Source organism: Mycobacterium neumannii (genome assembly GCF_048452905.1).
GTDB classification, from domain to species: domain Bacteria; phylum Actinomycetota; class Actinomycetes; order Mycobacteriales; family Mycobacteriaceae; genus Mycobacterium; species Mycobacterium neumannii_B.
On the sequence record NZ_JBCGVF010000003.1, the window covers coordinates 105,936 to 130,149 of the forward strand.

Genomic DNA, 24,214 nt, shown 5'->3' on the forward strand with positions numbered 1-24,214 from the left:
CTAGGACGGCGTCAGTATGCGCCCGGATGCGCCGGGCTACAAGGTCGCCGGACGCAGCACGACGACCGACTTCGTGCGATCCGATCGGTCTTCCAGCAGCGCGATGACCTGGCCGTCCTGAGCCGTTGCGGCGTAAATACCTGTGAGGCCACCCGGTTTGAGCGGTCGGCCGTGCCGCACGTCCTCGACCTCGTTCGCGGTCAGGTCCCGCCGCGGAAAGGCAAGAAGACATGCGGTGTCGAGGCTGTAGGACAGGCGCGGGTTTTCGGCGAGCTCGTCGAGTGTGCGCGCCTCGGTCAACCCGAAACCGCCGACTCTGGTGCGGCGCAACGCCATGAGATGCCCCCCGACTCCCAGCGCGGCGCCGATGTCGCGGGCCAGTGCGCGGATGTAGGTGCCGCTGGAGCACTCTACCTCGACATCGAGATCGACGACGCCGGATTCGCGGCGGACGTCGAGCACCGCGAAGCGTTCGATACGCACGCGGCGGGGTGCCAACTCGACGGCCTGCCCTTCGCGCGCGAGTTTGTAGGCGCGTTGTCCGCCGATTTTGATCGCGCTCACCGCCGACGGGACCTGGTCGATCTCGCCGCGAAGGTCCGCGACCGCGCGCTCGATGTGCTCGTCGGTGACGCTGTCGGCCGAAACCTGCTGCAGCATTTCGCCTTCGGCGTCGTCGGTCGAGGTGGTCTGGCCGAGCCGGATGGTCGCGGAGTACGCCTTGTCCGTCGCCGTCAGCAGTCCGAGTATCTTGGTGGCGCGCTCGATCCCGATGACGAGAACGCCGGTGGCCATCGGGTCCAGGGTCCCGGCATGGCCGACCTTGCGGGTGCCGAAGAAGCGACGGCAGCGGCCGACAACGTCATGGCTCGTCATGCCCGCGGGTTTGTCGACGATGACCAGACCCGCTTCGGTCATAGCACGATCGCGGTCAGCGCCAGACCGTCGCGAACCGACCACCGGCCGGCCAGGGTTTCCAGTGGGGGTCCGTGCATCGCCGCCGGGTCGATCAGAATTCGCGAGACGAAACCGCCGGAGGTGCCGCTGTTGTCCACGTCGAAGACGATGTGCGCGTCCTCGAAGCCCAGCCACCGGCGGGTCACCGGGAACCACGCCTTGTAGGTCGCCTCTTTGGCGCAGAACAGGATTCGGTCCCAGTGCAGTTCGCCCGGCAGCTGCTGCAGCTCGGTCCGCTCGGCGGGGAGGCTGATCGCATCGAGCACACCGTCGGGCAGCACGCCGTGCGGTTCTGCGTCGATGCCCACCGACCGCACCTCGGCCTGCCGGCCGACCACAGCGCCGCGATAGCCCTCACAGTGCGTCAGCGAGCCGACGATGCCGTCGGGCCACCGGGGTTCGCCCTTCTCCCCCTTCAGGATCGGCACCGGTCCGACACCGATCTCGGAGAGTGCCTGCCGCGCGCAGTACCGCACCGTGACGAACTCGTTGCGCCGCTTGGCCACCGACCTGGCGACCAGAGGCTCCTCCTCGGGCAGCGGCGCCAGGTCCGGCGGGTCGCGGTAGACCTCGGCGGCGGCCAGTCCCGTCGTCGTCGCCGGCAACACACCGGACAGCAGCGAAGCGGCGACCGTCATCGCGAGACCTGCCTGTCGCGGATCCGTTGTTGCATCTTCTGCGCGTTGTCTCGCATCTCCTGGGTGATCTGGAAGTGGCCGCCGAACTCGTTGAGGTACCCGGGCGGATACCCCGGGTCGGGCAAGATCTGGCGCATCCAGCGATATGGCTTGCGGCGGCGCCACTCTCGCGGATAACCGACCGAGACCTCCTCGAACCTCACACCGTCGTACCACGTCGTGCGCGGAATGTGCAGGTGCCCGTAGACCGAGCACACCGCGTTGTAGCGGGTGTGCCAGTCGGCGGTGGCGGTGGTGCCGCACCACAGCGAGAACTCCGGATAGAACATCGCGTCGCAGGGTTCGCGAACCATCGGGAAGTGGTTCACCAGCACTGTCGGCGTCATCCAGTCGAGGTCCTCGAGCCTTTTGCGGGTGTAGGCCACCCGGTCGCGGCACCACGCGTCGCGGGTGGCGTAGGGCTCGGCGGACAGCAGGAACTCGTCGGTGCCGACGACGTTGCGCTCGCGCGCGATGGCCAGCCCTTCGGCCTTGGTGGCGGCGCCTTCGGGCAGGAAGGTGTAGTCGTACAGCAGGAACATCGGCACGATCGTGGCCGGGCCGCCCTCCTCGGTCCATACCGGGAACGGGTGCTCGGGGGTGATGATGCCCATCTCGTCGCACATGTTGACCAGGTAGTCATAGCGGGCCTTCCCGAAGATCTGCATCGGGTCGCGGTTGGTGGTCCACAGCTCGTGGTTGCCCGGAATCCAGATCACCTTGGCGAACCGTTTGCGCAACAAGTCCAGGGCCCAGCGGATCTCGTCGGTGCGTTCGGCGACGTCGCCGGCGACGATGAGCCAGTCGTCGGGCGAGGCCGGGTGCAGCGACTCGGTCACGGGTTTGTTGCCTGTGTGACCCGTGTGCAAGTCGCTGATCGCCCAGAGGGTGGGTCGTCGGCCGTCGCGTGTCACAACTGACCAGGGTACTTAACCGGATGTGCGCGGTTCGTCCGGCAACTAGAACAGGTTCTTGTTTCCTCTCGGGCGCTGGCAGCGGCCCGCTACACTCCCCGCAGGGTCGGACCGACGAACAAAGGGGTGACATGCTCGCCAAGCTGCGCTTGGTCTCGGCACTGTGCGCACTGATCGCTGCGGTGATGGTGGTGTGGCAGGCCAACCCGGCGGGCGCCCCGCGGGTGGATGCCGTCGACATTCCGATGACGAATGTCACGACGTCGATCAAGTGGCCCGTCATCGAGACCACCGATCCGTCGCCGTTCAACCCGTGCAAGCAGATTCCGCTCGAGGCGGTGCAGGCGATCGGTCTGACGTTCACGCCGCCGACGCCGGAGGATCAGCTGCGGTGCAGGTACGACGCGGGGAACTATCAACTGGCCGTAGAGGCGATCGTCTGGCGCACCTATGAGCAGACGCTGCCCGCCGACGCGGTCCAACTCGACATCGACGGGCACCGGGCGGCGCAGTACTGGGTCATGAAGCCGACGGACTGGAACAACCGCTGGTGGATCACCTGCATGATCGCCTTCGACACCAGCTACGGCGTGCTGCAGCAATCGCTGTTCTACTCGCCGATCTACTCCGAGCCAGACCCCGACTGCATGCAGACCAACCTGCAGCGAGCGCACGAGCTGATTCCGCACTACGTGTTCTGAGTCTTCTGATCGGCCGTCGCGTTCGACCCGTCGTGTTCGATGCGGTCCATTGGGCTGGACCGCTCCAGCATCCCGATCGCCTCCTCGCCGTCCCAGCGGTAGCGCACACCGGCCTGCTGCAGGGCCGGGAACGTCCAATTGGCCATCTTCTCCAGTTGTTCGGCGGGAAGCTCGGCGGGATCGGTGATGTCGTGGGTGGACAGCACCGTCTCCCCCTCGATGCGCACGGTTCCGCGGGCCGTTTCGAGCACCAGCGACACGTCCTCCCCGCGCGGCCACAGCCGCCGCAGCCACGGCGCCTCTACGACGCGGGCGGGGATCAGGCCCGCCGAGTCCCCGAGGTACAGGTAACCCTCGTTGTAGTTCGGCTGCCCGTCGGGCCGCGGCGGGTAGGCGATGTAGCCGAACGCTCGTCCACTCCCGAACAGCGCGGACTGCCAGCAGTGCCCCCAGAACCCCTCCAGTCGGCGCACGCCTTGGCGACGGATGCGCAGTCCGCTTCCCGACAAGGGGTGCCGGTGTCCCGCCACCTCCACGGTTCCGTCGGCGCGGAACAACTGTTCGTAACGGGCGCCGCCCATGAGCTCGCCGACCACCGTCGTCTTCAGTTGGTCGGCGGCCTCATCGCCCATCGCCCCTTGAATCCACGGTGGCACCGCCATTCTCGCCTCGACCTCGAACCGCACGTCGACCAGTGGGCCACTCTTGTCACCGGCGGCGAGCGCCTCCGAGGACGTCTGGACGGCCTGACCATCGAACGCCACCGTCCACGTGTCGAACGGCGCCACGCACTCGAACGTCAGCGGCCCCGCGCCGAGTACCGTCGGCCTTCCGTCGCGGCCCTCGACCGGCGCGCTCTGCCCGTCGGCGCGCAAGCGGTAGACGCGTCCGTCGGCGAACGCCAGGTTGACCTGCAGTCCGTGAGCGTCCCAATTGGATGCGACCGCCTCGATGCCGATCCTCGGCAGGCCGACCCGGCCGCTGTCGTCGAACACCCAGAAGCTCACCGAATCCCGCATCTCGGGGTCCTGCGGCCGCTCGGCGAACATGTACTCGCGGGCGGGGTCGATGCCGCCCGTCACGTCGACGGTCATGGGGCGCTTTCCTTCGGCCGGTCGGGACGCCGAGAACCGCCCGCGTAGGCGTCTACGTAGGCGGCGAACAACGGCCGAATCACGTTGTCGTCCAGGCCGAATGCCTCTGGCGCGGCCTTGGGGTGTGGCTCACGCTTCTCGGCGTTCTCGGCCCACCACGCCCGCATACCGGCCTCGAACCGTTCGGTCACCGTCTCGCCGAGCCAGCTGTACAGCCGCTCGACTTCGCCGATCGGATCGTTCTGCATCGCCCGAAAGTCGATGTCGTAGAACCGGTCCGCGGCCCTGTCCCGGAACGCCATCGCCCGCGCGATACCCGTCGACCACTGGGTGACGTTCAGTTCACCGAGGTAGCGCCGGTCGAGGTGATCGGTGAAACCGCCGACGATGTCGGCGTAGACGTCTACAACCGACAGCAGCACGTCGGTCGGATCGCGGTGCGTCATGACGAAGCGGGCATCGGGGAACACGCGGTCGAGGTAGTCCAGCGAAAGCACGTGTGCCGGCGACTTGAGCCGCCATGGGCGCGCCGGTTCCCCCCACTGGAGCAACTTGAGCACCCGTCGCTCATACCGGTACGTCGACGTGAAATCCGCTCGGTCACAGAGCCATTGAGAGTAGGTCGGAATCTGTGCGTAGGCCTGGAAGATTTGGGACTTGAAGTCGAGCGCCATCAGGTCCAGGCATTCCATCGGGCCGCGGATGTCGGTCGGCACGTGGTGACGAGTGCCCACGAGGACGGGCCGCTGATCGGGCGGGATGCGCGGGTCGTGGCCGCGCACGGTCGACGGTGGAGGGCACGGCTGCGCGGACTCCCAGCTGCGCAGATAACGGACATCGGGATCCTGCGCGAGCAGGAACGACAGCGCGGTCGACCCCGTCCGCGGCAGGCCCAACCCGAACAGCGGCGAGGCGATCTGCTCGTCGTCGATGTCGGGGTTGCGGCGGCACCAATCCTCCACCTGGAGCCGCTGCGACAGGTGCAGTCCGATGCGGTTGTAGACGAAGTCTTGGCCGCGTGCGTTGAGCCGGGCTTCGTCGCTAAGCGCACGGACGAGGATCTCCAGGCCCTCGCGAAACGAGTCCTCGCCGAAGTCGTCGAGGCCGGTGCGCTCGACGGCCGCGGCCATCAGATCCTCGACGGATACCACCCTGCACCTCCCACCGAATTGGTGACAGTACACTGCCACTACTATGGTCGGGCCGTCAACGCGCTCGTACGACAACAGCGTCCGCAGGCGCAAGGCCGCACACACCCGCGAGCGCATCGTCGCCGCGGGCAGTGCGCTGGTGCACGAGTTCGAGACGTGGGACTGGCGCGAGCTGACGTTCAAGGCCGTCGCCGCGCGGGCCGGGGTCGGCGAGCGGACGGTGTACCGGCATTTTCCGACCGAACGCCATCTGCACGACGCGGTGATGCAACGGCTCGAGACCGAAGCCGGGGTGTCCTATGAGGACGTCACGTTGGCGAACCTGAGCGAGGTGACGGCGCGGGTTTTCGCGTCGCTGCAACGCTTCTCGGTCAAGCACAGCACACCGTCGCCGGCCGATCCCGCGTTCGTCAGCTCCGACGTCCGCCGCCGTGACGCGCTGTTGCGAGCCGTGAACGAGGCCTCACCGCAGCTACCCGACGAACAGCGGCGCGCGATCGCGGGCCTGCTCGACGTGCTGTGGAGCCCGGCCACCTACGAGCGCCTGGTCGCGGTGTGGGGCCTGGACGGTGACGCGGCCACGGGTGCGATCGACTCGTTGATGGCCCAGGTGACACAGGCGATCGGACGCGGCGGCATCGAGTCTGCGTAGCCTCGTGACGTGACCGCATCCTCCGTCGCCGCCACGCCGGCATCCCGTTCGAAGGTCAAGCAGCTCACCGGACGCACCGTGTCACGCCTGCTGCGGCTGCCGCCGCACACCACCGACTTCACGGTCCGCAAGGTCCGCGTACCGATGCGCGACGGGGTCGAGTTGCGCGCCGACCACTATGCGCCCAGCACGCCAGACCCGGCCGGCACGCTGCTGGTCCGCTGCCCCTATGGCCGCGACTTCCCCTTCGCCGCCATCTACGGCCGCGTCTACGCCGCCCGCGGCTATCACGTCGTCCTGCAGAGCGTTCGCGGAACCTACGGCTCCGGCGGGGACTTCGACCCGATGGTCAACGAGATCGCCGACGGCGCCGACACCGTCGAGTGGCTGCGCGACCAGGAGTGGTTCACCGGCTCGTTCGCCACGATCGGGCTGTCGTATCTCGGTTTCACCCAGTGGGCGTTGCTCACCGACCCACCACCGGAGATGAAGGCCGCGGTGATCACCGTCGGTCCGCACGACGTCAGCGGGCCGCGGTGGGGTCCCGGTTCGTTCGCGTTGAGCGACTTCCTCGGCTGGAGCCACCTGGTGGCCTCCCAGGAGGATCCGAACCGCGCGCGGGCGCTGGTGCGACAGCTGCGGTCGCGGCGCCGGCTCGCCCGTGCGATGAGCCGGCTGCCCGCCGGCGAGGCGGGCCGCGCGCTGTTGGGCGAGGGCGCGCCGTGGTGGGAGTCCTGGCTCGATCACCCCGATGCCGACGATCCCTTCTGGACCGCGCTGAACCTGCGTCGGGCCTTGGACACCGCCGACGTGCCGGTGCTGCTGATCAGCGGCTGGCAGGACCTGTTCCTGGAGCAGACGATGGCCCAGTATCGGCGGCTGCGTGAACGCGGAGTCGAGGTCGGACTGACCGTCGGCCCGTGGAACCACACCCAGCTGATGACCAAGGCCGCGCCGACCGCCATCCGCGAGACACTCGACTGGTTGGGCGCTCATCTCGCCGGTGCCGAGAGCAAGCGGCGTCAGCCGGTGCGGATCTTCATCAACGGCAGCGGCTGGATCGACCTGCCCGACTGGCCGCCGGCCATGCCCGAAGTGGTGCGCTACCTTCAGCCGGGTGGTCGCCTCGGCGATGCCGTCCCGCCGGAGACCGCGGCTCCCTCGACGTTCACCTACAACCCGGCGAAGCCGACGCCGACGGTGGGCGGCCGGCTGCTGTCGCCAAAGGGCGGATATCGCAGAGACACCCGGTTGGCGCAGCGTGCCGACGTGTTGAGCTTCACCGGCGACCGCCTGCCCGCCGACAAGTACGTGGTGGGGATGCCGGCCGTGGAGCTGTCGCATTCGTGCGACAACCCGTACAACGATCTGTTCGTGCGCCTGAGCGAGGTCGACGCCAAGGGACGCTCACACAACGTGAGCGACGGTTACCTCAGCGCCGCACCGGATTCCGGACTGGTGCGCATCGAACTCGACCCGATCGCGCATCGCTTCGGTGCGGGTTCACGGATCCGCGTGCTCGTGGCGGGCGGGTCGCACCCCCGGTTCGCCCGCAACCTCGGTACCGGCGAACCGCTCGGGACGGGTAAGAACCTCGCGCCGGCCACCCACACGGTGCATCTCGGCGACGGCGCGTCACGGCTTGTGCTGCCCGCCGCGCCGCAGCCGCCCGCGGGCTGAGGTACGGGTCAGCCCACCGAACGGCGCAACCGCTCGGCGATCTCGTGCAGCGTGGCGTCGTCGTGCACTGGGGCCGCCCACTCGGGGTCGATCGGCAGCTGCACCCAGCTGGTGCAACCTGCGTATTCGGGTGTGCGTTCGAGTCGCAGCGGCCGCACCAGCGGGCTGGCCCGGACGACGAGCGCGGTGAGCCGATGCTTGGGCCGAAAATCGAGCCGGTCGGCACGCACCGATTCGTCGGTCCAAATATGCAGGGGCGCAATCTTTTCGAGCGCCTCGGGCTTATTCACCTCGACTGCGGCGACGACGCGGGCACCGGCGCGGACCACCACCGCAGCTTCTGTGCTGTCGGCGGTCGCCACTTCGAGCAGATCGCGGTGCTCGGCGCGCACCCGCTCGGCGTGGCTGTGCGCGACCGTCGGAAACAGCAGAAAGCGCGATGCCGTGACCGCGAAGCGCTTCTCGTGAATACCGCCCTTGCGCAGCAGAACGGTCTGCCTGCCGTCCAGCAGTGCGTGGATGGCAGCACTCCACTCCTTGAGCGCCGGCTGCGTCAGCGTCGTCGTCATGGGACCGGTTGTGTCGCTTCGTCCGCTATGTCGCGGCCGCCGCTTTGCTGTTCATGCGGGCCCGCACCTCGGGGCGGCGCAACGGCGGCACCGTCTTCGGCGGCTGGCGCCGGGCCGGCAGCGACGTCAGCAGCCGGTGGGTGGTGGCGGTGACCTCCGCGACGGCGGCCTCGAAGGCCTCGGCGTTGACCGAAGTCGGCCGGGTGATGCCGCTGACCTTGCGAATGTACTGCCGCGCGGCGGCCTCGATCTCCTCGTCGGTCGCCGCCGGTTCGAGTCCGCGTAGCTCGGTGATGTTTCGGCACATGGCTCCACGATAGGTTCGTCGGGTGACTGACGACATCCTGCTCATCGACACCCGCGACCGGGTGCGCACCCTGACCCTCAACCGGCCGCAGTCGCGCAACGCGCTGTCGTCCGAACTGCGCAAGCGGTTCTACCGCGCCCTCGGTGAGGCCCAGGCCGACGACGACGTCGACGTCGTGATCGTCACCGGCGCCGATCCGGTGTTCTGCGCGGGTCTGGACCTCAAGGAGCTGGGCGACACCACCGAGCTGCCCGACATCTCGCCGAAGTGGCCGCCGATGACCAAGCCGGTGATCGGCGCGATCAACGGTGCGGCGGTCACCGGTGGCCTCGAGATCGCGTTGTACTGCGATGTGCTGATCGCCTCCGAACAGGCGCGCTTCGCCGATACGCACGCCCGGGTGGGGCTGTTGCCGACGTGGGGGCTGTCTGTGCGGTTGCCGCAGAAGGTCGGCGTCGGAATGGCCCGCCGGATGAGCCTGACCGGCGACTACCTGTCGGCCGAGGAGGCGCTGCGGACCGGGTTGGTCACCCAGGTGGTGCCGCACGCCGAGCTCATGTCGACCGCCCGGCAGGTCGCGGCGTCGATCGTCGGCAACAACCAGCTGGCCGTACGCGCGCTGCTGGCGTCGTATCACCGCATCGACGAGGCGCAGACCAACGAGGGACTGTGGATCGAGGCGGCGTCGGCGCGCGAATGGATGCGCACGACCAGCGGAGATGACATCGCCGCCAACCGCGACGCCGTCCTGCAGCGAGGCCGCTCCCAAGTCCGCTGACCGGCCCCTCGCTCCGTTTCCGGCGCCAGCGTGCGCGAGCGCACCACCTTGCGAGCGACCGCGTCTGCCCACGACACGCCGCGGATTTACAGCAGTTTGCGGTCGCTCGTACGCTGCGAGCGTGAACGAAGCGCATGAGTACTGCGGCAGCGAGGAATGGCGACAGCTGATCCGCGAGGTGATTCTGCCGTGGGCGTTGGGTGAGATCGACCTCGGCGACGACGTGCTCGAGGTCGGCCCAGGCTACGGCGCCACCACCGACGTGCTTAGCGAGTCGGTGGGCCGGCTGACGTCGGTGGAGATCGACGACGAACTCGCGGCGATGCTGACGGCTCGCTTCGCCAAGGTCCCGACCGTCGAGATCGTGCGCGGCGATGCGACTGCGCTGACCTATGACGACGACCGCTTCTCCGGCGCGGCGTGTTTCACGATGCTGCATCACGTCCCCACCGCCGAACTTCAGGACCGGCTGTTCGCCGAGGTCGCCCGGGTGTTGCGGCCCGGGGCGGCGCTGGTGGCCAGTGACAGCCTCGGTAGCGACGAGTTGGCCGTCGCGCACGAAGGCGACACCTACAACCCCGTCGACCCCGCGGCGCTGCCGGATCGGTTGGCGGCAGCGGGATTTGGCGATGTTCGGGTCAAGACGACGGAGTTCGGCTGGGCCGCGATAGCGCGCGCCGGCGCATAGAAAACAGCACAGAACCGCGACTGCCGACGCAACCGCACGCTGAGTCCGCTTCGAGCGTGCGCAAAGTGTCGGAAATCCGCGGCGTGTCGTGGGCAAACACGCTCGTTCGCGGCACATAACGGGAGATGCGAGGGGCTAAGCGGTGCCCGGCACCAGCCAGCGGCCCGAGAACGCGCGCCAACCGACGAACACCAACCGCAGCACCATGAACGTCGACAGCCCCGCCCAGATACCCAGCAGCCCCCAGCCGAACGCCAACGACAGCCAGATCAACGGCAGGAAGCCCACCAGCGCGCTGGCCAGCGTCGCGTTGCGCATGAACTTCGCGTCGCCGGCGCCCAACAGCACCCCGTCGAGTGCGAAAACGATTCCGGCAATCGGCAATTGGGCCACCATGAACCACCACGGCACCCCGATGGCGTCGAGCACCGAGCGGTCGTCGGTGAACACGCTGGGAAACACCGACGCACCGGCCGCGAACACGACGGCAAGCACCGCCGAGGCCAACGCCGAGAAGATCGTCACCCGCCACGCCACCGATTTGGCGTGCGTCAGCTGACCCGCGCCCAGCGCCGCACCGACCAGCGATTGCGCGGCGATCGCCAGCGAATCCAACACCAGCGCAAGGAAATTCCAAAGCTGCAGCACGACCTGGTGCGCGGCGACGGCGGCCGCGCCGAACCGGGCCGCGACAGCTCCCGCCGACACGAAACATGCTTGAAACGCCAGCGTGCGCAACACCAGATCGCGGCCCATCACCACCTGCGCGCGCAACACCCCGGGGTGCACCCGCAGGGGCACCCGTTCGATCAGCAGTGCACGACAGAACAACGCGGCGGCCATCCACTGTCCCACCGCGTTCGCGACGGCCGAGCCGGGCAAACCGAGCCGGGGCATACCGAGCAAGCCGTAGACCAGCAGCGGGCACAGCACTGCCGACACCCCGAACCCGAACACCACGAACTTGAGCGGCCGCACGATGTCCTGCACCCCGCGCATCCACCCGTTGCCCGCCGCCGACACCAGGATCGCGGGTACGCCGATGATCGCGATGCGCACCCACGACAACGCTTCGTCGGCGATCTCTCCCCCGTCGGACGACCCCGCCAACGCCGACACCAGCGGAACCGCGAACACCTGCACCGCGGCGACAATGACCACACCCAACGCCAACGCCAGCCAGGTGGCCTGCACGCCTTCCCCGACGGCGGCCGCCCGATTGCCTGCGCCGTAGAAGCGGGCCGACCGGGCGGTGGTCCCGTACGCCAGAAACGTCATCTGGGAGCTCAGCGTGGTCAGTATCAGCCCGCCGATCGCCAGACCCGCCAGTGCCAGTGCGCCCAACCGGCCCACGACCGCGAGATCGAACAGCAGGTAGATGGGTTCGGCCGCCAGCACTCCGAGTGCCGGAAATGCCAGCCCGGCGATCCGGCGGCCCGTCACCGGAGCGTTCGGCGGCCCCAGTTCGGGCTCAGCCAAGGGCCGCGTGCAACGCCTTCACCACGTCCTCGGCGGACCCGGTGGCCGAATATCCCGCGGCCAGGCGGTGACCGCCACCGCCGAACCCGCTCGCGACCGGCGACAGGTCGTAAGACTTGGCCCGCATCGACACCGACCAGTGCCCCGGCTCGATCTCCTTGAACACCGCGGCCACCTCGGCCTCGTCGGTGGTGCGCACGATGTCGACGATGCTTTCGACTTCCTCGGGCCGGGCGTTGACCCATTCGTGGTGTGACACCACCGCGTACACCAGGCCCCGGCCACCGGCGGCATCTCGCAACAGCTGCGCCGAGGACAGCACCCGAGACAGCATCGGCAGCCAGGCGTAGGGATGGGTGTCGAGCAGGGTCCGGCTGATGCCGGCATTGTCGACGCCGAGATCGACGAGGCGTGCCGCCAACCGGTGCGCGCGCGGGCTGGCCCACCGGAACGAACCGGTGTCGGTGGTCAGGCCCGCGTACAGGCAGTGCGCGACGCCGATGTCGATCGGCTTGTCCCACGCGTCGAGCAGGTCGGCCACCAGCATCGTGGTGGAGTCCGCCGAGGCGTCGACGTAGTTGGCGGTGCCGAACAGTTGGTTGGAGGCGTGGTGGTCGATGACGAGGACCTCGCGACCGTCGTCGACGACGCCGCGCAGCGCACCAAGGCGGTTGATGCTGGGGATGTCGACGGTGACGATCAGGTCGGGGTCGCGGCGCATCTCGTCCGGGCCGACGAGCAGATGCCCGCCGGGAAGCGACTGCAGTGATTCGGGCAGCTTCTCCGGCGCCGCGAAACTCACCTCGACGCTCTTGCCGACCTGGTCGAGCACCAGCGCCAGCGCCAGACCGGCGCCGATGGTGTCGGCGTCGGGATAGACGTGGCAGACCACTCCGACCGAGGCGGCCGTTGACAACAGTTCGGCTGCGCCGTGGGCGTCAACCCGATCGCCCACTTCCAGGGCGTCAGTCGTCTTGTCGATCGCGGTCACCGCTGTCCTCAGAGTCGTCGGGCCCCCCGGCTACTGCCTCGCCCTCCACCTCACTGACACGGTACGGGTCCGCATCGCCGGCGTGCTTGGCACCTTGCCGAACTCTCGCCAAATCCTCATCTGCGGCGCGGGCGCGGGCCAGCAGTTCCTCCATCTTGACCGCGGCGTCGGGAACGGTGTCGCGCTCGAACGCGAGCGTGGGCGTGAAACGCACACCCAGGCTCGCGCCCACCTTGGACCGCAGCACACCCTTGGCTTTCTCGAGCGCCGCCGCTGCCCCGCCGTAATCCGGCTCCTCGGACAGCGACGCGCCGAGCACCGTGTAGTACAGCGTCGCGTCGTGCAGATCGTTGGTGACCTTGGCGTCGGTGATCGTCACACCCGACAGCCGCGGATCCTTGATCTCGTACTCGATCGCCGAGGCGACGATGGTGGAAATGCGTTTGGCCAATCGCTTCGCCCGTGCGGGGTCAGCCATCTACACCCGTTCCTTCTCGACCAACTCGTAGGTCTCGATGACGTCGCCTTCCTTGATGTCGGAATACGTCAGCGTCAGACCGCATTCATAACCCTCGCGGACCTCGGTGACGTCGTCCTTCTCCCTGCGCAGCGACGACACGGTGAGGTTCTCGGCCACCACGACGTTGTCGCGCAGCAGCCGCGCCTTCGCGTTGCGTCGCATGATGCCCGACTGGACGAGGCAGCCGGCGATGTTGCCGACCTTCGACGACCGGAAGATCGCGCGGATCTCGGCGCGGCCGAGTTCGCGCTCCTCGTAGATCGGCTTGAGCATGCCCTTGAGCGCCGCTTCGATCTCGTCGATCGCCTGGTAGATGATCGAGTAGTAGCGGATCTCGACACCCTCGCGGTTGGCGAGCTCGGTGGCCTTGCCCTCCGCGCGGACGTTGAAGCCGATGATGATCGCGTCCGAGGCCGACGCCAGGTTGACGTTGGTCTCGGTGACACCGCCGACGCCGCGGTCGATGACGCGCAGTTCGACTTCGTCGTCGATCTGGATACCCAGCAGGGCCTCCTCGAGCGCCTCGACCGTACCGGCGTTGTCGCCCTTCAGGATCAGGTTCAGCTGGCTGGTTTCCTTCAGCGCCGAATCCAGGTCCTCGAGGCTGATCCGCTTGCGGCTGCGCGCGGCCAGCGCGTTGCGCTTGCGGGCGCTGCGCCGGTCGGCGATCTGACGCGCGATGCGGTCCTCGTCGACGACGAGCAGGTTGTCACCTGCACCCGGCACCGACGTGAAGCCGATGACCTGCACGGGCCGCGACGGCAACGCCTCCTCGACATCCTCGCCGTGTTCGTCCACCATGCGGCGGACACGCCCGTAGGCGTCACCCGACACGATGGAGTCGCCGACCCGCAGCGTGCCGCGCTGCACCAGCACCGTGGCCACCGGGCCGCGGCCGCGGTCCAGGTGCGCCTCGATCGCCACACCCTGGGCCTCCATGTCCGGGTTGGCCCGCAGGTCCAGGGCCGCGTCCGCGGTCAGCACGACCGCTTCCAGCAGCGCGTCGATGTTGGTGCCCTGTTTGGCGGAGATGTCGACGAACATCGTGTCGCCGCCGTAGTCCTCGGGAATCAGCCCGTATTCGGTGAGCTGGCCGCGGATCTTGGCCGGATCGGCGCCTTCCTTGTCGATCTTGTTGACCGCCACCACGATCGGCACCTCGGCCGCCTGCGCGTGGTTGATGGCCTCGACCGTCTGCGGCATCACGCCGTCGTCGGCGGCGACTACCAGGATCGCGATGTCGGTGGCCTTCGCACCGCGGGCTCGCATGGCGGTGAACGCCTCGTGACCCGGGGTGTCGATGAACGTGATCGGGCGGACGTTGCCGTCGAGGTCAACCTGGACTTGGTAGGCGCCGATGTGCTGGGTGATGCCGCCGGCCTCGCCCTCGCGGACGTTGGCCTGACGGATGGTGTCCAGCAGTCGGGTCTTGCCGTGGTCGACGTGACCCATGACGGTGACGACCGGCGGACGCTGTTCGAGGTCCTCTTCGCCCCCTTCGTCCTCGCCGTAGGTGAGGTCGAACGACTCGAGCAGTTCGCGGTCCTCGTCCTCCGGGGAGACGACCTGAACCTTGTAGTTCATCTCGCTGCCGAGCAGTTCGAGGGTGTCGTCGCCGACGGACTGCGTCGCGGTGACCATCTCGCCGAGGTTGAACAGCGCCTGCACCAGCGTGGCCGGGTTGGCGTCGATCTTCTCGGCGAAGTCGCTCAGCGATGCGCCGCGGGCCAGCCGGATGGTCTCACCGTTGCCGTGCGGCAGCCGGACGCCACCGACGACCGGCGCCTGCATGTTCTCGTATTCGGCGCGTTTCGCCCTTTTCGACTTACGTCCACGCTTGGGCGCGCCGCCGGGACGACCGAACGCACCGGCCGCACCGCCACGCTGGCCGGGGCGGCCACCACCACCTGGACGGCCCCGGAAACCTCCGCCGGCGGGTGCGCCGCCGCCACCGCCGCGGTAGTTACCGCCACCGCCACCACCGCCGGGACCGCCGGGACGACCACCGCCGCCACCCGGTCCGCGGCCACCGGGGCCGGGACGCGGACCACCGGGGCGACCCATCGCGCCGGGCCGCGCGCCGGGCGGGCGCGGCGGCATGTTGCCGGGCGTCGCCCCGCCTGGGCGTGGGGCACCGGGACGCGGACCACCGGGTCCGGGCCGGGGGCCTTGGGGACGGGGCATCGGCCGGTCGACCGGCTGTTGAGAGGAGAACGGGTTGTTGCCAACGCGGGGAACGCGTGGCGCCGGTTTCGGCGCACCGGGCGTGGGGCCCGGCCGGGGGCCGGGTGTCGGCCCCGGGCGGGTGGGCGGCGCAGCCGGTGTGGCCGGCGGGGCGGCGGCCGCCGCGGGAGGCGCGGGAGGCGCGGCGGACGGAGCCTCGGCGGCGGGTGCCGCGGGCTTGGGCGCGGGCGCCTTTGCGGGCTCCGCCGGAGCGGCGCTCTTGGCAGGCGCGGCGGGCGCAGCGGTCGACGAGGCAGCCGCCGAACCATTGCCCTCGGATTTGACCTTCTCGGCGGCCTTCTTGCCGCCGCCGAAGGATTCGCGCAACCGGCGCGCGACCGGGGCCTCCACGGTGGAGGACGCGGATTTGACGAATTCGCCCTGTTCGCTCAGACGAGCGAGAACTTCCTTACTGGTGACACCGAGTTCCTTGGCCAACTCGTGTACACGGGCCTTACCTGCCACTACATCTCCATCTCTAGAGGCGTCAGCGGTGGTAGGCGCCGCGCCTCGGGTTAGCTATGACGCATGGTCATCGGGACTTCACGGTGTGCTCATGTTCTTCGCTACCTGTTCTGTTGCCGAGGGCTCGGGCGGGTCTGCACTGCTACGAGTGCCGACATACTCGATCACCGCGGATAGGTCCGGTGAACCGGTGATACGCAACGCTCGACCGAACGCTCGCCGACGAATCGCTGCCTCGAGGCACTGTGGAGTGGGATGCAGCCACGCACCCCGCCCCGGCAGCTTTCTCGCGTGGTCAACGGTGACGGTGCTGAGAGAATTCCCAGCCCCATCGACGTTGCCGACGGCGACCACCCGAAGCAGTTCGACGGCCAGCTCTCGCTTTCGGCAACCAACGCAGGTCCGCACCGGTCCGACAGGATCGTCGGGGCTGCGTCGTTGCGCCGAAGCCGAAGTCTCGCGCTGGATCACAGGTGAGTCTACCGTCACGTCCGCTGGTATTTGAAATGGCTGCGCTGCTCGGCGTGGACGCGTGCGCCGGCCGGCGCTTACCGGTCCCCCACGGCACCGCGTGCGGCGTCCTGGTCGGGCTCTCCGGTGCCCGCGGGAGGCGCGTCGCTGCGGATGTCGATGCGCCACCCGGTGAGCCGGGCCGCCAGCCGGGCGTTCTGCCCCTCCTTGCCGATGGCCAGCGACAACTGGAAGTCGGGTACGACGACGCGGGCCGCGCGGGCGGCCTCGTCGATGACCGTCACCGAGACGACCTTGGCCGGTGAGAGCGCGTTGGCGACGAACTTCGCCGGATCGGGGTCGTAGTCGATGATGTCGATCTTCTCGCCCGACAGTTCGCTCATCACGTTGCGCACCCGCTGACCCATCGGCCCGATGCAGGCACCCTTGGCGTTCAGTCCCGGCACCCGGGAGGCCACCGCGATCTTCGAGCGGTGACCGGCCTCCCTGGCGACCGCCACGATCTCGACCGAGCCCTCGGCGATCTCGGGTACCTCGAGCGAGAACAGTTTGCGCACCAGGTTCGGGTGCGTGCGCGACAGCGTGATCAGCGGTTCCCGCGCGCCGCGGCTGACGCCCACGACGTAGCAGCGCAACCGGTCGCCGTGTTCGTAGCGCTCGCCGGGCACCTGCTCGGCGGCGGGGATGACGCCTTCGGAACCCTTGGTCTCACTGCCCATCCGGACGACGACGAGGCCGCGGGCGTTGGCCCGTGCATCGCGCTGGATCACCCCGCCGACGATGTCGCCTTCGCGGGCGGAGAACTCACCGTAGGTCTTCTCGTTCTCGGCGTCGCGGAATCGCTGCAGCATCACCTGGCGCGCCGTCGTCGCGGCCACGCGGCCGAAACCCTCTGGGGTGTCCTCCCACTCGGTGATCGTGTTGCCGTCCTCGTCGACCTCAGACGCGATGACCTTGACCTCGCCGGTCTTGCGGTCGATCTCGATGCGCGCCTCGGCGGCATGGCCCTCGGTGTGTCGATAGGCGGTCAGCAGGGCGGATTTGATGGTTTCGACGAGCTCGCCCACCGGAATTCCGCGGTCGACCTCGATGGCGTGTAGCGCGGCCATGTCGATATTCACGCCGACGCCTCCTTCCCAGATTGGCCGACCAGCTCCAGCTCTCGCGGATTGGGGGGCGAGAATTCAACTTGCACAACAGCTTTGGCGATACCGTCGAGCGGCAACTCCCGGACGGAGAAGGTGGCCTGCCGGCCGGTGCGCACCACCAAACGCACCATGCCGTCGCGGGTTTCGCCGAGCCTGCCGGTGAGCTCCGAGCCGTCGGACAGCGTCAGCTCGACCTTGCGGCCGCGCGCCCGGCGGTAGTGCTTCTCGGCGGTCAGCGGCCGGTCCACACCCGGTGAGGTGACCTCGAGTACATAGGGGGCGGATCGCGCGTCGACCTCGTCGAGCAGCGCAGAAGCAGTACGGGACAGTTGGGCGATCGAAGCGAGGTCGAGGCCGTCGTCCCCGTCGGCCACCACCGTGATGCGCGGCGGACGCGCGGCCGGGTCGACGATCACGTCCTCGATTTCGTAACCCGCGCGCGCGAACTCGCCGTCGAGTAGCTCGATCACCTCGTTCTGCGACGGTAATCGCGCAGAATGCTCCGTCACGGCGAGCTCCTCGTCTTGAGTTGTCCGGACTCGATCCATCGGTGGCACACCTTGGAACCGACACTCCACGATACGCCAGCGTCGCCGCGGTAAAACGCCAAACGAACACCGATGCGAACGAAGCGCAATGGCAAGATGTTGTCCGTGCCGAGCCCCCCGCCGACCGTCAGCAGGAGACGCGTGTTGGCCTCGGCGGCGGCATTGGCGCTGCTGGGCGCGACCGCGGCGGCCTGCGGCACACCGCCCCCGCCGCCCGAGGTCGACGAACTCGCTGCTCAACTCGACCGGGCTCGCACCGACAGCCAGCTGGCCACCGACGCGGCGGCCAACGAGCGCGGACCCGTCGTCGAGGCGTTGACGGCGGTGGCCGCCGAACGCGCCGCCCATGCCCAGGCGCTCTCCGACGAGTTGGTCCGGCTGCGCGGCGAACAGGCACCCACGTCCACTCCGACCAGCACGACCGCAGAGCCGGCGAAGCCGCGCACCGCCAAGGACGCCGCCAACGCACTGCGGGTCTCGGCGTCCAGCGCCGCCGAGCTCGCGGCCAAGCTCTCCGGCTACCGCGCCGGACTGCTCGCCTCGATCGCCGCGGCGTGCACCGCCGCGTACACGGTCGCCCTCGCCGAACCGGAGAAGCCGCGATGACATCGGCGGAGCCCACCCCGACGCGGCCGTCGGAGGCCGCCGACGGCGCGCTCTACGACGCGATCGCCACCGAACACGCGACCATCTACGGATACGGCGTCGTGTCTGCGCGTTCGGCGCCCGACGACAACTGGCTGGTGTCGAAGGCCATGGCCGAGCACCGCGAACGCCGTGAGACCGGGCTGCAGATGCTGGAGGACCGGTCGATCGTCGGCCCGCTGCCCGCCGCGGGTTACCAGCTGCCGATGGAGGTCAAAACGCCCGCCGACGCCGCCAAACTCGCGGTGCGGATGGAAGAGGACGCGGCCGTCGCCTGGCGCGCGGTCGTCGAGCAGGCCAGCACCGAACAGGACCGGGCCTTCGGCGTCGAGGCGCTGACGCAGTGTGCGGTGATGGCGGCACGGTGGAGCCAACTGCTCGGCACGACGCCGGTCACCGTCGCATTCCCGGGCGGAAGCGAGTAGCGGTCACGAGGCGCCGACTGTGGGCTTGTGTCACGCTCCACCCGCCTGTGGCGTGCGGGTAACCCACGTTCGGCCTACGGCGAAGTGAGCGCCCCCGCGATCTCCGCCGCGGCATCGCCGTCCCGGCCGCTCACGGAGATTTCGCGCGTCTCGCCGGTGAACCGGTTGCGCAGCTCGACCACGCCGTCGGCCCAGCCGCGGCCGATCACGACGAGCCACGGCACGCCGAGCAGTTCGGCGTCCTTGAACTTCACCCCTGGCGAGGCGGTGCGGTCGTCGAGCAGCACGTCGATCCCGCGCCGATCCAACTCGCCAGCCAGTTCTTCGGCCCCTCCGCGAGCGGCGGCGTCCTTGTTCGCGATGACGAGGTGGACGTCGAACGGCGACACCTCCGCCGGCCAGCGCAGGCCGAGCTCGTCGTGGTGTTGTTCGGCGATGACGGCGACCAGCCGCGACACCCCGATGCCGTAGGAACCCATGGTCAACCGGACCGGCTTGCCGTTCTCGCCGAGCACGTCGACCTCGAACGCGTCGGTGTACTTACGGCCCAGCTGGAAGATGTGACCGATCTCGATACCGCGCGCACTCACCAGCGGCCCCGCCCCGTCCGGCGACAGATCGCCGTCGCGTACCTCGGCGGCCTCGATCGTGCCGTCGGCGACGAAGTCGCGGCCCGCCACCAGGCCGACGACGTGCTTGCCGGGCTCGTCGGCACCGGTGATCCACGACGTGCCCTCGACCACACGCGGATCGATGAGGTAACGAATCCCGTTCGCCAGCAACGCTTTCGGACCGATATACCCCTTGGCGAGAAACGGATACTTGGCGAAGTCGGCGTCGTCGAGCAGCGCGTACTCGGCCGGTTCGAGCGCAGCGCCCAGGCGCTTGTCGTCGACCTCGCGGTCACCGGGCACGCCGATGCCCAGCAGCTCCCACTCGCCGCCGGGCACGCGGGTCTTGAGCATCACGTTCTTCAGGGTGTCGGCGGCGGTGACGGTGCGATCCAGCGCCGCGTTGGCCCAGTCGACCAGCGTGGCGATCGTCGGGGTGCCCGGGGTGTCGTGGACCTTGGCCTCGGGCTGGCCGTCGACCGGCAGCGGCGCCGGGGCGGCCGTGGTCACCGCTTCGACGTTGGCGGCATAACCGGACTCCAGACACCGCACGAACGTGTCCTCGCCGATCTCGCTTTCGGCCAGGAACTCCTCGGATGCGCTGCCGCCCATCGCCCCGGAAACGGCCGAGACGATGACGTAGCGCACCCCCAACCGGTCGAAAATGCGCCGGTAGGCGTCGCGGTGGGCCAGGTACTGCGCGCGCAGCCCGTCGTCGTCGACGTCGAACGAGTACGAGTCCTTCATGACGAACTCGCGGCCGCGCAGGATTCCCGCCCGCGGGCGGGCCTCGTCGCGGTACTTGGTCTGGATCTGGAACAGCAGCAGCGGAAAATCCTTGTAGCTGTTGTACTCCCCCTTCACCGTCATGGTGAAGAACTCTTCGTGCGTCGGGCCGAGCATGTAGTCGTTGCGCCTGCGGTCCTGCAGCCGGAACACGCCGTCGCCGTACTCGGTCCAGCGGTTCGTCGTCTCGTAGGGCCCCTTCGGCAGGAGCGCCGGGAAGAGGATCTCCTGGCCGCCGATCGCGGTCATCTCGTCGCGGACGACCCGTTCGATGTTGCGCAGCACCCGCAGCCCCAGCGGCAGCCAGCTGTAGAGCCCGGGCCCGACCGGTCGGATGTAGCCGGCGCGGATCAGCAGTTTGTGGCTGGGCACTTCGGCGTCGGCTGGGTCGTCGCGCAGGGTGCGCAGGAACAGCTCCGACATGCGGGTGATCACAGCCGACAACCTTACTGACTGTGTTGATCCACCGATCGCCACCGCTCTTACCCCGCCGGGCCCCAGCTACAGCTCGCCGGCCTCCACGGCTTCCTTGGTGTGCTGCGCGGAGGCGATCTGGCGCGACGAGAAACCGATGAAGAACGCGGCGATACCGACCATCACCGCGACACCGGCGACCCACAACAGCGAGTAGGTGTAGCCGTAGCCGAGCGCGTCGAGCTGGGCAGGCGTCATGTCCTTGACCGGTCCGGTGGTACCGCCCAGGTACAGCGTGCGCGACGTCTGCACCGCCTGGATGACGACGAGCACCACCGGGCCGCCGAGGTTCTGCACCATCAGCGTGATCGACGACACCGGGCCGATCTCGCCGGGGCCCACTCCCGCGATCGCGCACAGCGGCAGGATCACCGCGATGGCTCCGATGCCGAAGCCGCCGACCACGATCGGCGCGAACAGGTCCGGGAAGTAGGGGATGCTGCGGTCCAGCGTCGACCCGTACAGCATCGCGCCGAGGACGAAGATGCCGCCGCCGAGGATCAGCCAGCGCGGGGCGACGTGCGGCGCGAGCCGGGCGGCCACCGCGGTGCCCACCCCGAACGCGAGCGCGAACGGGATGAAGCAGATGCCCGCCTCCAGGGCCGAGTAGCCCAGCACGTCCTGCACCAGCAGACCGATCATCACCGTCAGCGTCAGCAGCACGCCGCCTGCCAGAAACAGCGCGATGAACGTCATGACCCGGTTGCGGTTGTCGAACACCGAGAACGGCACGATGGGGTGCTGCGCGGTGCGTTCGACGAGCAGGAAGCTGATGAAGAAGACCGCGGACGCTACCGCGGCGCCGATGACCAGCGGGTCGATCCAGCCGCGCGGCGGGCCCTGGGTGAAGACGAGCACCGCCGACGAGCAGCCCAGCGTCGCCAGCAGCGCACCGGTGATGTCGAGTTTGAGTCGCTCGTGGTGTGTTTCGGCGAGTTTGAGGACCGCGATGGTGATGATCGCGATACCGATCGGCACGTTGATCAGAAACGCCAGCCGCCAGGAGATCACCGTCAACGCGCCGCCGAGCACCAGCCCGAGCACCGAGCCGATGCCCTGCATGGCCGCCGATATGGCCAACGCCCGGTTACGCGCCTGGCCGACCGCGTAAGTCGTCGCGATCAGCGCCAGCCCGGTCGGCGCTGCCACCGCCGCCCCGGTGCCCTGTACCGCGCGCGCGACGATCAGCGTGGCGGGATCAGTGGCCAGGCCACAGACCAGCGAGGCGATGGTGAACACCCCGACGCCGGACAGGAATGCGCGCTTGTGGCCGATCGCGTCGCCGACGCGCCCGCCGAGCAGCAGCAGCCCGCCGAACGCCAAGACGTAAGCGGTGATCACCCAGCTCTTGCTGGCGTCGGTGAGGCCGAGGTCGGCCTGCATCCGGGGCAGCGCGACGATCACGATCGTGCCGTCGAGGGTCGACATCAGCTGCATGCCGGTGATCGCGATGATCGCCGGGCCCAGAACGGACTTCGCGAGCGGCAACGCCGCGGGCGGCACGGGACGGTCCGTCGACTCGGAGGAACCACCGACGGCAGACATGGTCAGCCACCCTACCGAGTGCGATTTCGGTGTATTCGGTCGCGCCGCGCGCGACGGACTACACCGGAGTCAGAGCTCTCCGGAGTTGGATGTCGAGCTAAAGCTCTCCGGAGTCGATCGCGTCCTTGACTTCCTGCGCATGCGCAACCTGCGACGCGCTGTAGCCGATGAACAGCGAGGCGAGCCCGACCATCACCGCGACCGCGGCCACCCACAGCAGCCCGTAGGTGTAGCCCTGGTCGAGGGCGTGCAGCTGTGCGGCACTCATGTCGTTGACGGGGCCGGTGGTGCCGCCCAGATACAGCGTGCGCGACGTGATCACGGCCTGGATGATGGCCAGCACGACGGGCCCGCCGAGGTTCTGCAGCATCAGCGCGATGGCCGACACCGGACCGATCTGGTCGAAGCCGACGCCGGCGATCGCCGACAGCATCAGCGGCACCACGATCATTCCGATGCCCAGCCCGCCGACGGTGATCGGCAGCACCAGGTTCGGGAAGTACGGGATGTTCGCGTCGAGCGTGGAGCCGTAGATCATCGCACCCAGCACCAGCACGCCGCCGGCGATGACCAAGAGTCGCGGCGGGAACATCTGCACCAGCTGCGACGAGAGCCCGAGCCCGATCCCGAGCGCGATTACGAACGGAATGAATCCGATGCCTGCGCGCAGCGGGCTGTAGCCCATGATGTCCTGCACGTACAGGCCGATCAGGACGGTCAGCGTGAACATCACGCCGCCGGCCAGGAACACCGCGGCGAAGGTCGCGACCCGATTGCGGTCCTTGAACAGGTCGAACGGCAGGACCGGGTTGGCCGCGGTGCGCTCGACGTAGAGGAACGCCAGGAAAGCAGCGCACGCAGTGAGACCGGAACCCAGCGTGATCGGTGACAGCCAGCCCTGTTCGGGCCCCATCGAGAACCCGAACACCGCTGCGGTACAGGCGAGCGTGGCCAAGAGGGCGCCTGCGGCGTCCAGCTTTAGCCGCTCGCGGTTCGTCTCCCGCAGGGTCTTGCGGGCCAGGTGGATCATCACCAGGCCGATCGGGACGTTGATCAGGAACGCCCAGCGCCACGACACCTCGGTAAGCGCACCACCGACGATCAGGCCCATCACCGAGCCGATACCGGTCATCGCGGCGAAGATCGCGGTGGCCGCGTTGCGGGCCGGGCCCTTCGGGAACGTCGTCGCGATCAACGCCAGCGCGGTCGGTGACGCGATGGCCGCGCCGACGCCCTGCAGCAGCCGGGCGACCACAAGCGTCGCCTCGTTCCACGCGAGACCACACAGGATCGAAGCGATGGTGAACAGCGCCACGCCGACGATGAAGGTGCGCTTGCGGCCGATCGTGTCGCCGAGTCGCCCGCCGAGCAGCATCAACCCGCCGAAGGTCAGCACGTAGGCGGTGATCACCCAGCTACGGCCGGCGTCGGAGAGGCTCAGCTCGTCCTGGATCTTAGGAAGCGCGACGATCGCGATCGTGCTGTCCATGGTCGCGAGCAGCTGCATACCGCCGATCGCGATGACCGCAGCGATGAACCTCGGCGATGGCAGCCACGCCGAGGACCTGCCGGTTTGCCCGCGCGCAGACCCGATAGCGGTCTTCTGGGAGTGCGGTGGAAATGCTCGATTTGCCCCACCCTCGGCGTCACGGCGCATGGCAGCACGCTCTGCGTCATTGAGAGCCGTCATGGGGGTTACCTTACAGTAATCTTAA

At 68.7% G+C, this 24,214-nt stretch carries 24 protein-coding genes; 7 read left to right on the forward strand and 17 right to left on the reverse strand.

The window, feature by feature from the left end; translation table 11 throughout:
• Nucleotides 1-36: 36 nt before the first annotated feature.
• From truB to AAHH99_RS06725, 3 genes are read right to left on the reverse strand one after another with little or no spacing between them, the layout of a single operon-like run.
• Nucleotides 37-918, reverse strand: a complete 882-nt coding sequence (gene truB / locus AAHH99_RS06715; protein WP_418767967.1) for a tRNA pseudouridine(55) synthase TruB — start codon at nt 916-918, stop codon at nt 37-39.
• Nucleotides 915-1,595 (reverse strand): 4'-phosphopantetheinyl transferase family protein, encoded by a 681-nt coding sequence (locus AAHH99_RS06720; RefSeq protein ID WP_418767968.1) that lies wholly within the window; start codon nt 1,593-1,595, stop codon nt 915-917. Before AAHH99_RS06720 ends, truB begins: the two co-directional genes overlap by 4 nt.
• Nucleotides 1,592-2,548 (reverse strand): metallophosphoesterase family protein, encoded by a 957-nt coding sequence (locus AAHH99_RS06725; RefSeq protein WP_418767969.1) that lies wholly within the window; start codon nt 2,546-2,548, stop codon nt 1,592-1,594. The genes AAHH99_RS06720 and AAHH99_RS06725 overlap by 4 nt, the downstream gene beginning before the upstream one ends.
• Nucleotides 2,549-2,679: 131 nt before the next feature.
• On the opposite strand from AAHH99_RS06725, the gene AAHH99_RS06730 reads away from it, so the two are divergent.
• A complete protein-coding gene (locus tag AAHH99_RS06730) occupies nt 2,680-3,249 on the forward strand; it encodes a DUF3558 domain-containing protein (RefSeq protein ID WP_418767970.1) in 570 nt (189 codons plus the stop codon).
• On the opposite strand, the gene AAHH99_RS06735 is transcribed toward AAHH99_RS06730, so the two are convergent.
• Both AAHH99_RS06735 and AAHH99_RS06740 read right to left on the reverse strand, forming a co-directional pair.
• A complete protein-coding gene (locus tag AAHH99_RS06735; RefSeq protein WP_418767971.1) occupies nt 3,237-4,343 on the reverse strand; it encodes a hypothetical protein in 1,107 nt (368 codons plus the stop codon). The genes AAHH99_RS06730 and AAHH99_RS06735 overlap by 13 nt on opposite strands.
• Nucleotides 4,340-5,494 (reverse strand): sulfotransferase family protein, encoded by a 1,155-nt coding sequence (locus AAHH99_RS06740; RefSeq protein ID WP_418767972.1) that lies wholly within the window; start codon nt 5,492-5,494, stop codon nt 4,340-4,342. The genes AAHH99_RS06735 and AAHH99_RS06740 overlap by 4 nt, the downstream gene beginning before the upstream one ends.
• A 43-nt stretch (nt 5,495-5,537) precedes the next feature.
• Between AAHH99_RS06740 and AAHH99_RS06745 the strand changes: the two genes are divergently transcribed.
• Nucleotides 5,538-6,146: a TetR/AcrR family transcriptional regulator gene (locus AAHH99_RS06745; protein WP_418767973.1), complete on the forward strand. Its 609-nt coding sequence runs from the start codon at nt 5,538-5,540 to the stop codon at nt 6,144-6,146.
• A 9-nt stretch (nt 6,147-6,155) separates the two neighbouring features.
• Nucleotides 6,156-7,826: a CocE/NonD family hydrolase gene (locus tag AAHH99_RS06750; protein ID WP_418767974.1), complete on the forward strand. Its 1,671-nt coding sequence runs from the start codon at nt 6,156-6,158 to the stop codon at nt 7,824-7,826.
• A gap of 8 nt (nt 7,827-7,834) precedes the next feature.
• On the opposite strand, the gene AAHH99_RS06755 is transcribed toward AAHH99_RS06750, so the two are convergent.
• Together AAHH99_RS06755 and AAHH99_RS06760 are read right to left on the reverse strand one after the other, a co-directional pair.
• Nucleotides 7,835-8,395: a DUF1802 family protein gene (locus AAHH99_RS06755; protein WP_418767975.1), complete on the reverse strand. Its 561-nt coding sequence runs from the start codon at nt 8,393-8,395 to the stop codon at nt 7,835-7,837.
• A gap of 25 nt (nt 8,396-8,420) precedes the next feature.
• The gene (locus AAHH99_RS06760; RefSeq protein ID WP_418767976.1) at nt 8,421-8,702 is read right to left on the reverse strand and encodes a DUF2277 domain-containing protein; all 282 of its coding nucleotides are present in this window, start codon (nt 8,700-8,702) and stop codon (nt 8,421-8,423) included.
• 22 nt (nt 8,703-8,724) lie between these two features.
• On the opposite strand from AAHH99_RS06760, the gene AAHH99_RS06765 reads away from it, so the two are divergent.
• Together AAHH99_RS06765 and AAHH99_RS06770 are read left to right on the forward strand one after the other, a co-directional pair.
• Nucleotides 8,725-9,480: an enoyl-CoA hydratase gene (locus tag AAHH99_RS06765; protein WP_418767977.1), complete on the forward strand. Its 756-nt coding sequence runs from the start codon at nt 8,725-8,727 to the stop codon at nt 9,478-9,480.
• Between the two features lie 121 nt (nt 9,481-9,601).
• Nucleotides 9,602-10,168 (forward strand): class I SAM-dependent methyltransferase, encoded by a 567-nt coding sequence (locus AAHH99_RS06770; protein ID WP_418767978.1) that lies wholly within the window; start codon nt 9,602-9,604, stop codon nt 10,166-10,168.
• Nucleotides 10,169-10,303: 135 nt separating this feature from the next.
• Here AAHH99_RS06770 and AAHH99_RS06775 read toward each other — a convergent pair whose 3' ends face one another.
• From AAHH99_RS06775 to rimP, 7 genes are all read right to left on the reverse strand, one after another.
• A complete protein-coding gene (locus AAHH99_RS06775; RefSeq protein WP_418769536.1) occupies nt 10,304-11,632 on the reverse strand; it encodes an MATE family efflux transporter in 1,329 nt (442 codons plus the stop codon).
• A gap of 7 nt (nt 11,633-11,639) precedes the next feature.
• Nucleotides 11,640-12,638, reverse strand: a complete 999-nt coding sequence (locus AAHH99_RS06780; protein ID WP_418767979.1) for a DHH family phosphoesterase — start codon at nt 12,636-12,638, stop codon at nt 11,640-11,642.
• Entirely contained in the window at nt 12,613-13,116 is a 504-nt protein-coding gene (rbfA, locus tag AAHH99_RS06785) for a 30S ribosome-binding factor RbfA (protein WP_064349765.1), read from the reverse strand. Before rbfA ends, AAHH99_RS06780 begins: the two co-directional genes overlap by 26 nt.
• Nucleotides 13,117-15,846, reverse strand: a complete 2,730-nt coding sequence (infB, locus tag AAHH99_RS06790; protein ID WP_418767980.1) for a translation initiation factor IF-2 — start codon at nt 15,844-15,846, stop codon at nt 13,117-13,119.
• Between the two features lie 78 nt (nt 15,847-15,924).
• Complete coding sequence (locus AAHH99_RS06795; RefSeq protein WP_418767981.1) at nt 15,925-16,485, reverse strand: YlxR family protein; 561 nt, start codon at nt 16,483-16,485, stop codon at nt 15,925-15,927.
• Nucleotides 16,395-17,438: a transcription termination factor NusA gene (gene nusA / locus AAHH99_RS06800; protein ID WP_418767982.1), complete on the reverse strand. Its 1,044-nt coding sequence runs from the start codon at nt 17,436-17,438 to the stop codon at nt 16,395-16,397. Before nusA ends, AAHH99_RS06795 begins: the two co-directional genes overlap by 91 nt.
• On the reverse strand, nt 17,435-18,013 hold the full coding sequence (gene rimP / locus AAHH99_RS06805) for a ribosome maturation factor RimP (RefSeq protein WP_418767983.1): 579 nt from the start codon (nt 18,011-18,013) through the stop codon (nt 17,435-17,437). The genes nusA and rimP overlap by 4 nt, the downstream gene beginning before the upstream one ends.
• Before the next feature lie 96 nt (nt 18,014-18,109).
• On the opposite strand from rimP, the gene AAHH99_RS06810 reads away from it, so the two are divergent.
• A complete protein-coding gene (locus tag AAHH99_RS06810) occupies nt 18,110-18,619 on the forward strand; it encodes a hypothetical protein (RefSeq protein ID WP_418769537.1) in 510 nt (169 codons plus the stop codon).
• On the forward strand, nt 18,616-19,083 hold the full coding sequence (locus tag AAHH99_RS06815; protein ID WP_418767984.1) for a ferritin-like domain-containing protein: 468 nt from the start codon (nt 18,616-18,618) through the stop codon (nt 19,081-19,083). Before AAHH99_RS06810 ends, AAHH99_RS06815 begins: the two co-directional genes overlap by 4 nt.
• A gap of 74 nt (nt 19,084-19,157) precedes the next feature.
• On the opposite strand, the gene AAHH99_RS06820 is transcribed toward AAHH99_RS06815, so the two are convergent.
• From AAHH99_RS06820 to AAHH99_RS06830, 3 genes are all read right to left on the reverse strand, one after another.
• Complete coding sequence (locus AAHH99_RS06820; RefSeq protein ID WP_418767985.1) at nt 19,158-20,915, reverse strand: proline--tRNA ligase; 1,758 nt, start codon at nt 20,913-20,915, stop codon at nt 19,158-19,160.
• 66 nt (nt 20,916-20,981) lie between these two features.
• Nucleotides 20,982-22,499, reverse strand: coding sequence for an MFS transporter (locus tag AAHH99_RS06825; protein ID WP_418767986.1), 1,518 nt, complete (start codon nt 22,497-22,499; stop codon nt 20,982-20,984).
• A gap of 97 nt (nt 22,500-22,596) precedes the next feature.
• Entirely contained in the window at nt 22,597-24,189 is a 1,593-nt protein-coding gene (locus AAHH99_RS06830; RefSeq protein ID WP_418767987.1) for an MFS transporter, read from the reverse strand.
• Between the last annotated feature and the right edge of the window lie 25 nt (nt 24,190-24,214).

Coding starts and splice junctions, on each gene's coding strand:
- truB (WP_418767967.1), bottom strand. CDS start 918: ATGACCGAAGCGGGTCTGGTCATCGTCGACAAACCCGCGGGCATGACG.
- AAHH99_RS06720 (WP_418767968.1), bottom strand. CDS start 1,595: ATGACGGTCGCCGCTTCGCTGCTGTCCGGTGTGTTGCCGGCGACGACG.
- AAHH99_RS06730 (WP_418767970.1), top strand. CDS start 2,680: ATGCTCGCCAAGCTGCGCTTGGTCTCGGCACTGTGCGCACTGATCGCT.
- AAHH99_RS06735 (WP_418767971.1), bottom strand. CDS start 4,343: ATGACCGTCGACGTGACGGGCGGCATCGACCCCGCCCGCGAGTACATG.
- AAHH99_RS06745 (WP_418767973.1), top strand. CDS start 5,538: ATGGTCGGGCCGTCAACGCGCTCGTACGACAACAGCGTCCGCAGGCGC.
- AAHH99_RS06755 (WP_418767975.1), bottom strand. CDS start 8,395: ATGACGACGACGCTGACGCAGCCGGCGCTCAAGGAGTGGAGTGCTGCC.
- AAHH99_RS06760 (WP_418767976.1), bottom strand. CDS start 8,702: ATGTGCCGAAACATCACCGAGCTACGCGGACTCGAACCGGCGGCGACC.
- rbfA (WP_064349765.1), bottom strand. CDS start 13,116: ATGGCTGACCCCGCACGGGCGAAGCGATTGGCCAAACGCATTTCCACC.
- rimP (WP_418767983.1), bottom strand. CDS start 18,013: ATGGATCGAGTCCGGACAACTCAAGACGAGGAGCTCGCCGTGACGGAG.
- AAHH99_RS06810 (WP_418769537.1), top strand. CDS start 18,110: ATGTTGTCCGTGCCGAGCCCCCCGCCGACCGTCAGCAGGAGACGCGTG.
- AAHH99_RS06815 (WP_418767984.1), top strand. CDS start 18,616: ATGACATCGGCGGAGCCCACCCCGACGCGGCCGTCGGAGGCCGCCGAC.
- AAHH99_RS06825 (WP_418767986.1), bottom strand. CDS start 22,499: ATGTCTGCCGTCGGTGGTTCCTCCGAGTCGACGGACCGTCCCGTGCCG.
- AAHH99_RS06830 (WP_418767987.1), bottom strand. CDS start 24,189: ATGACGGCTCTCAATGACGCAGAGCGTGCTGCCATGCGCCGTGACGCC.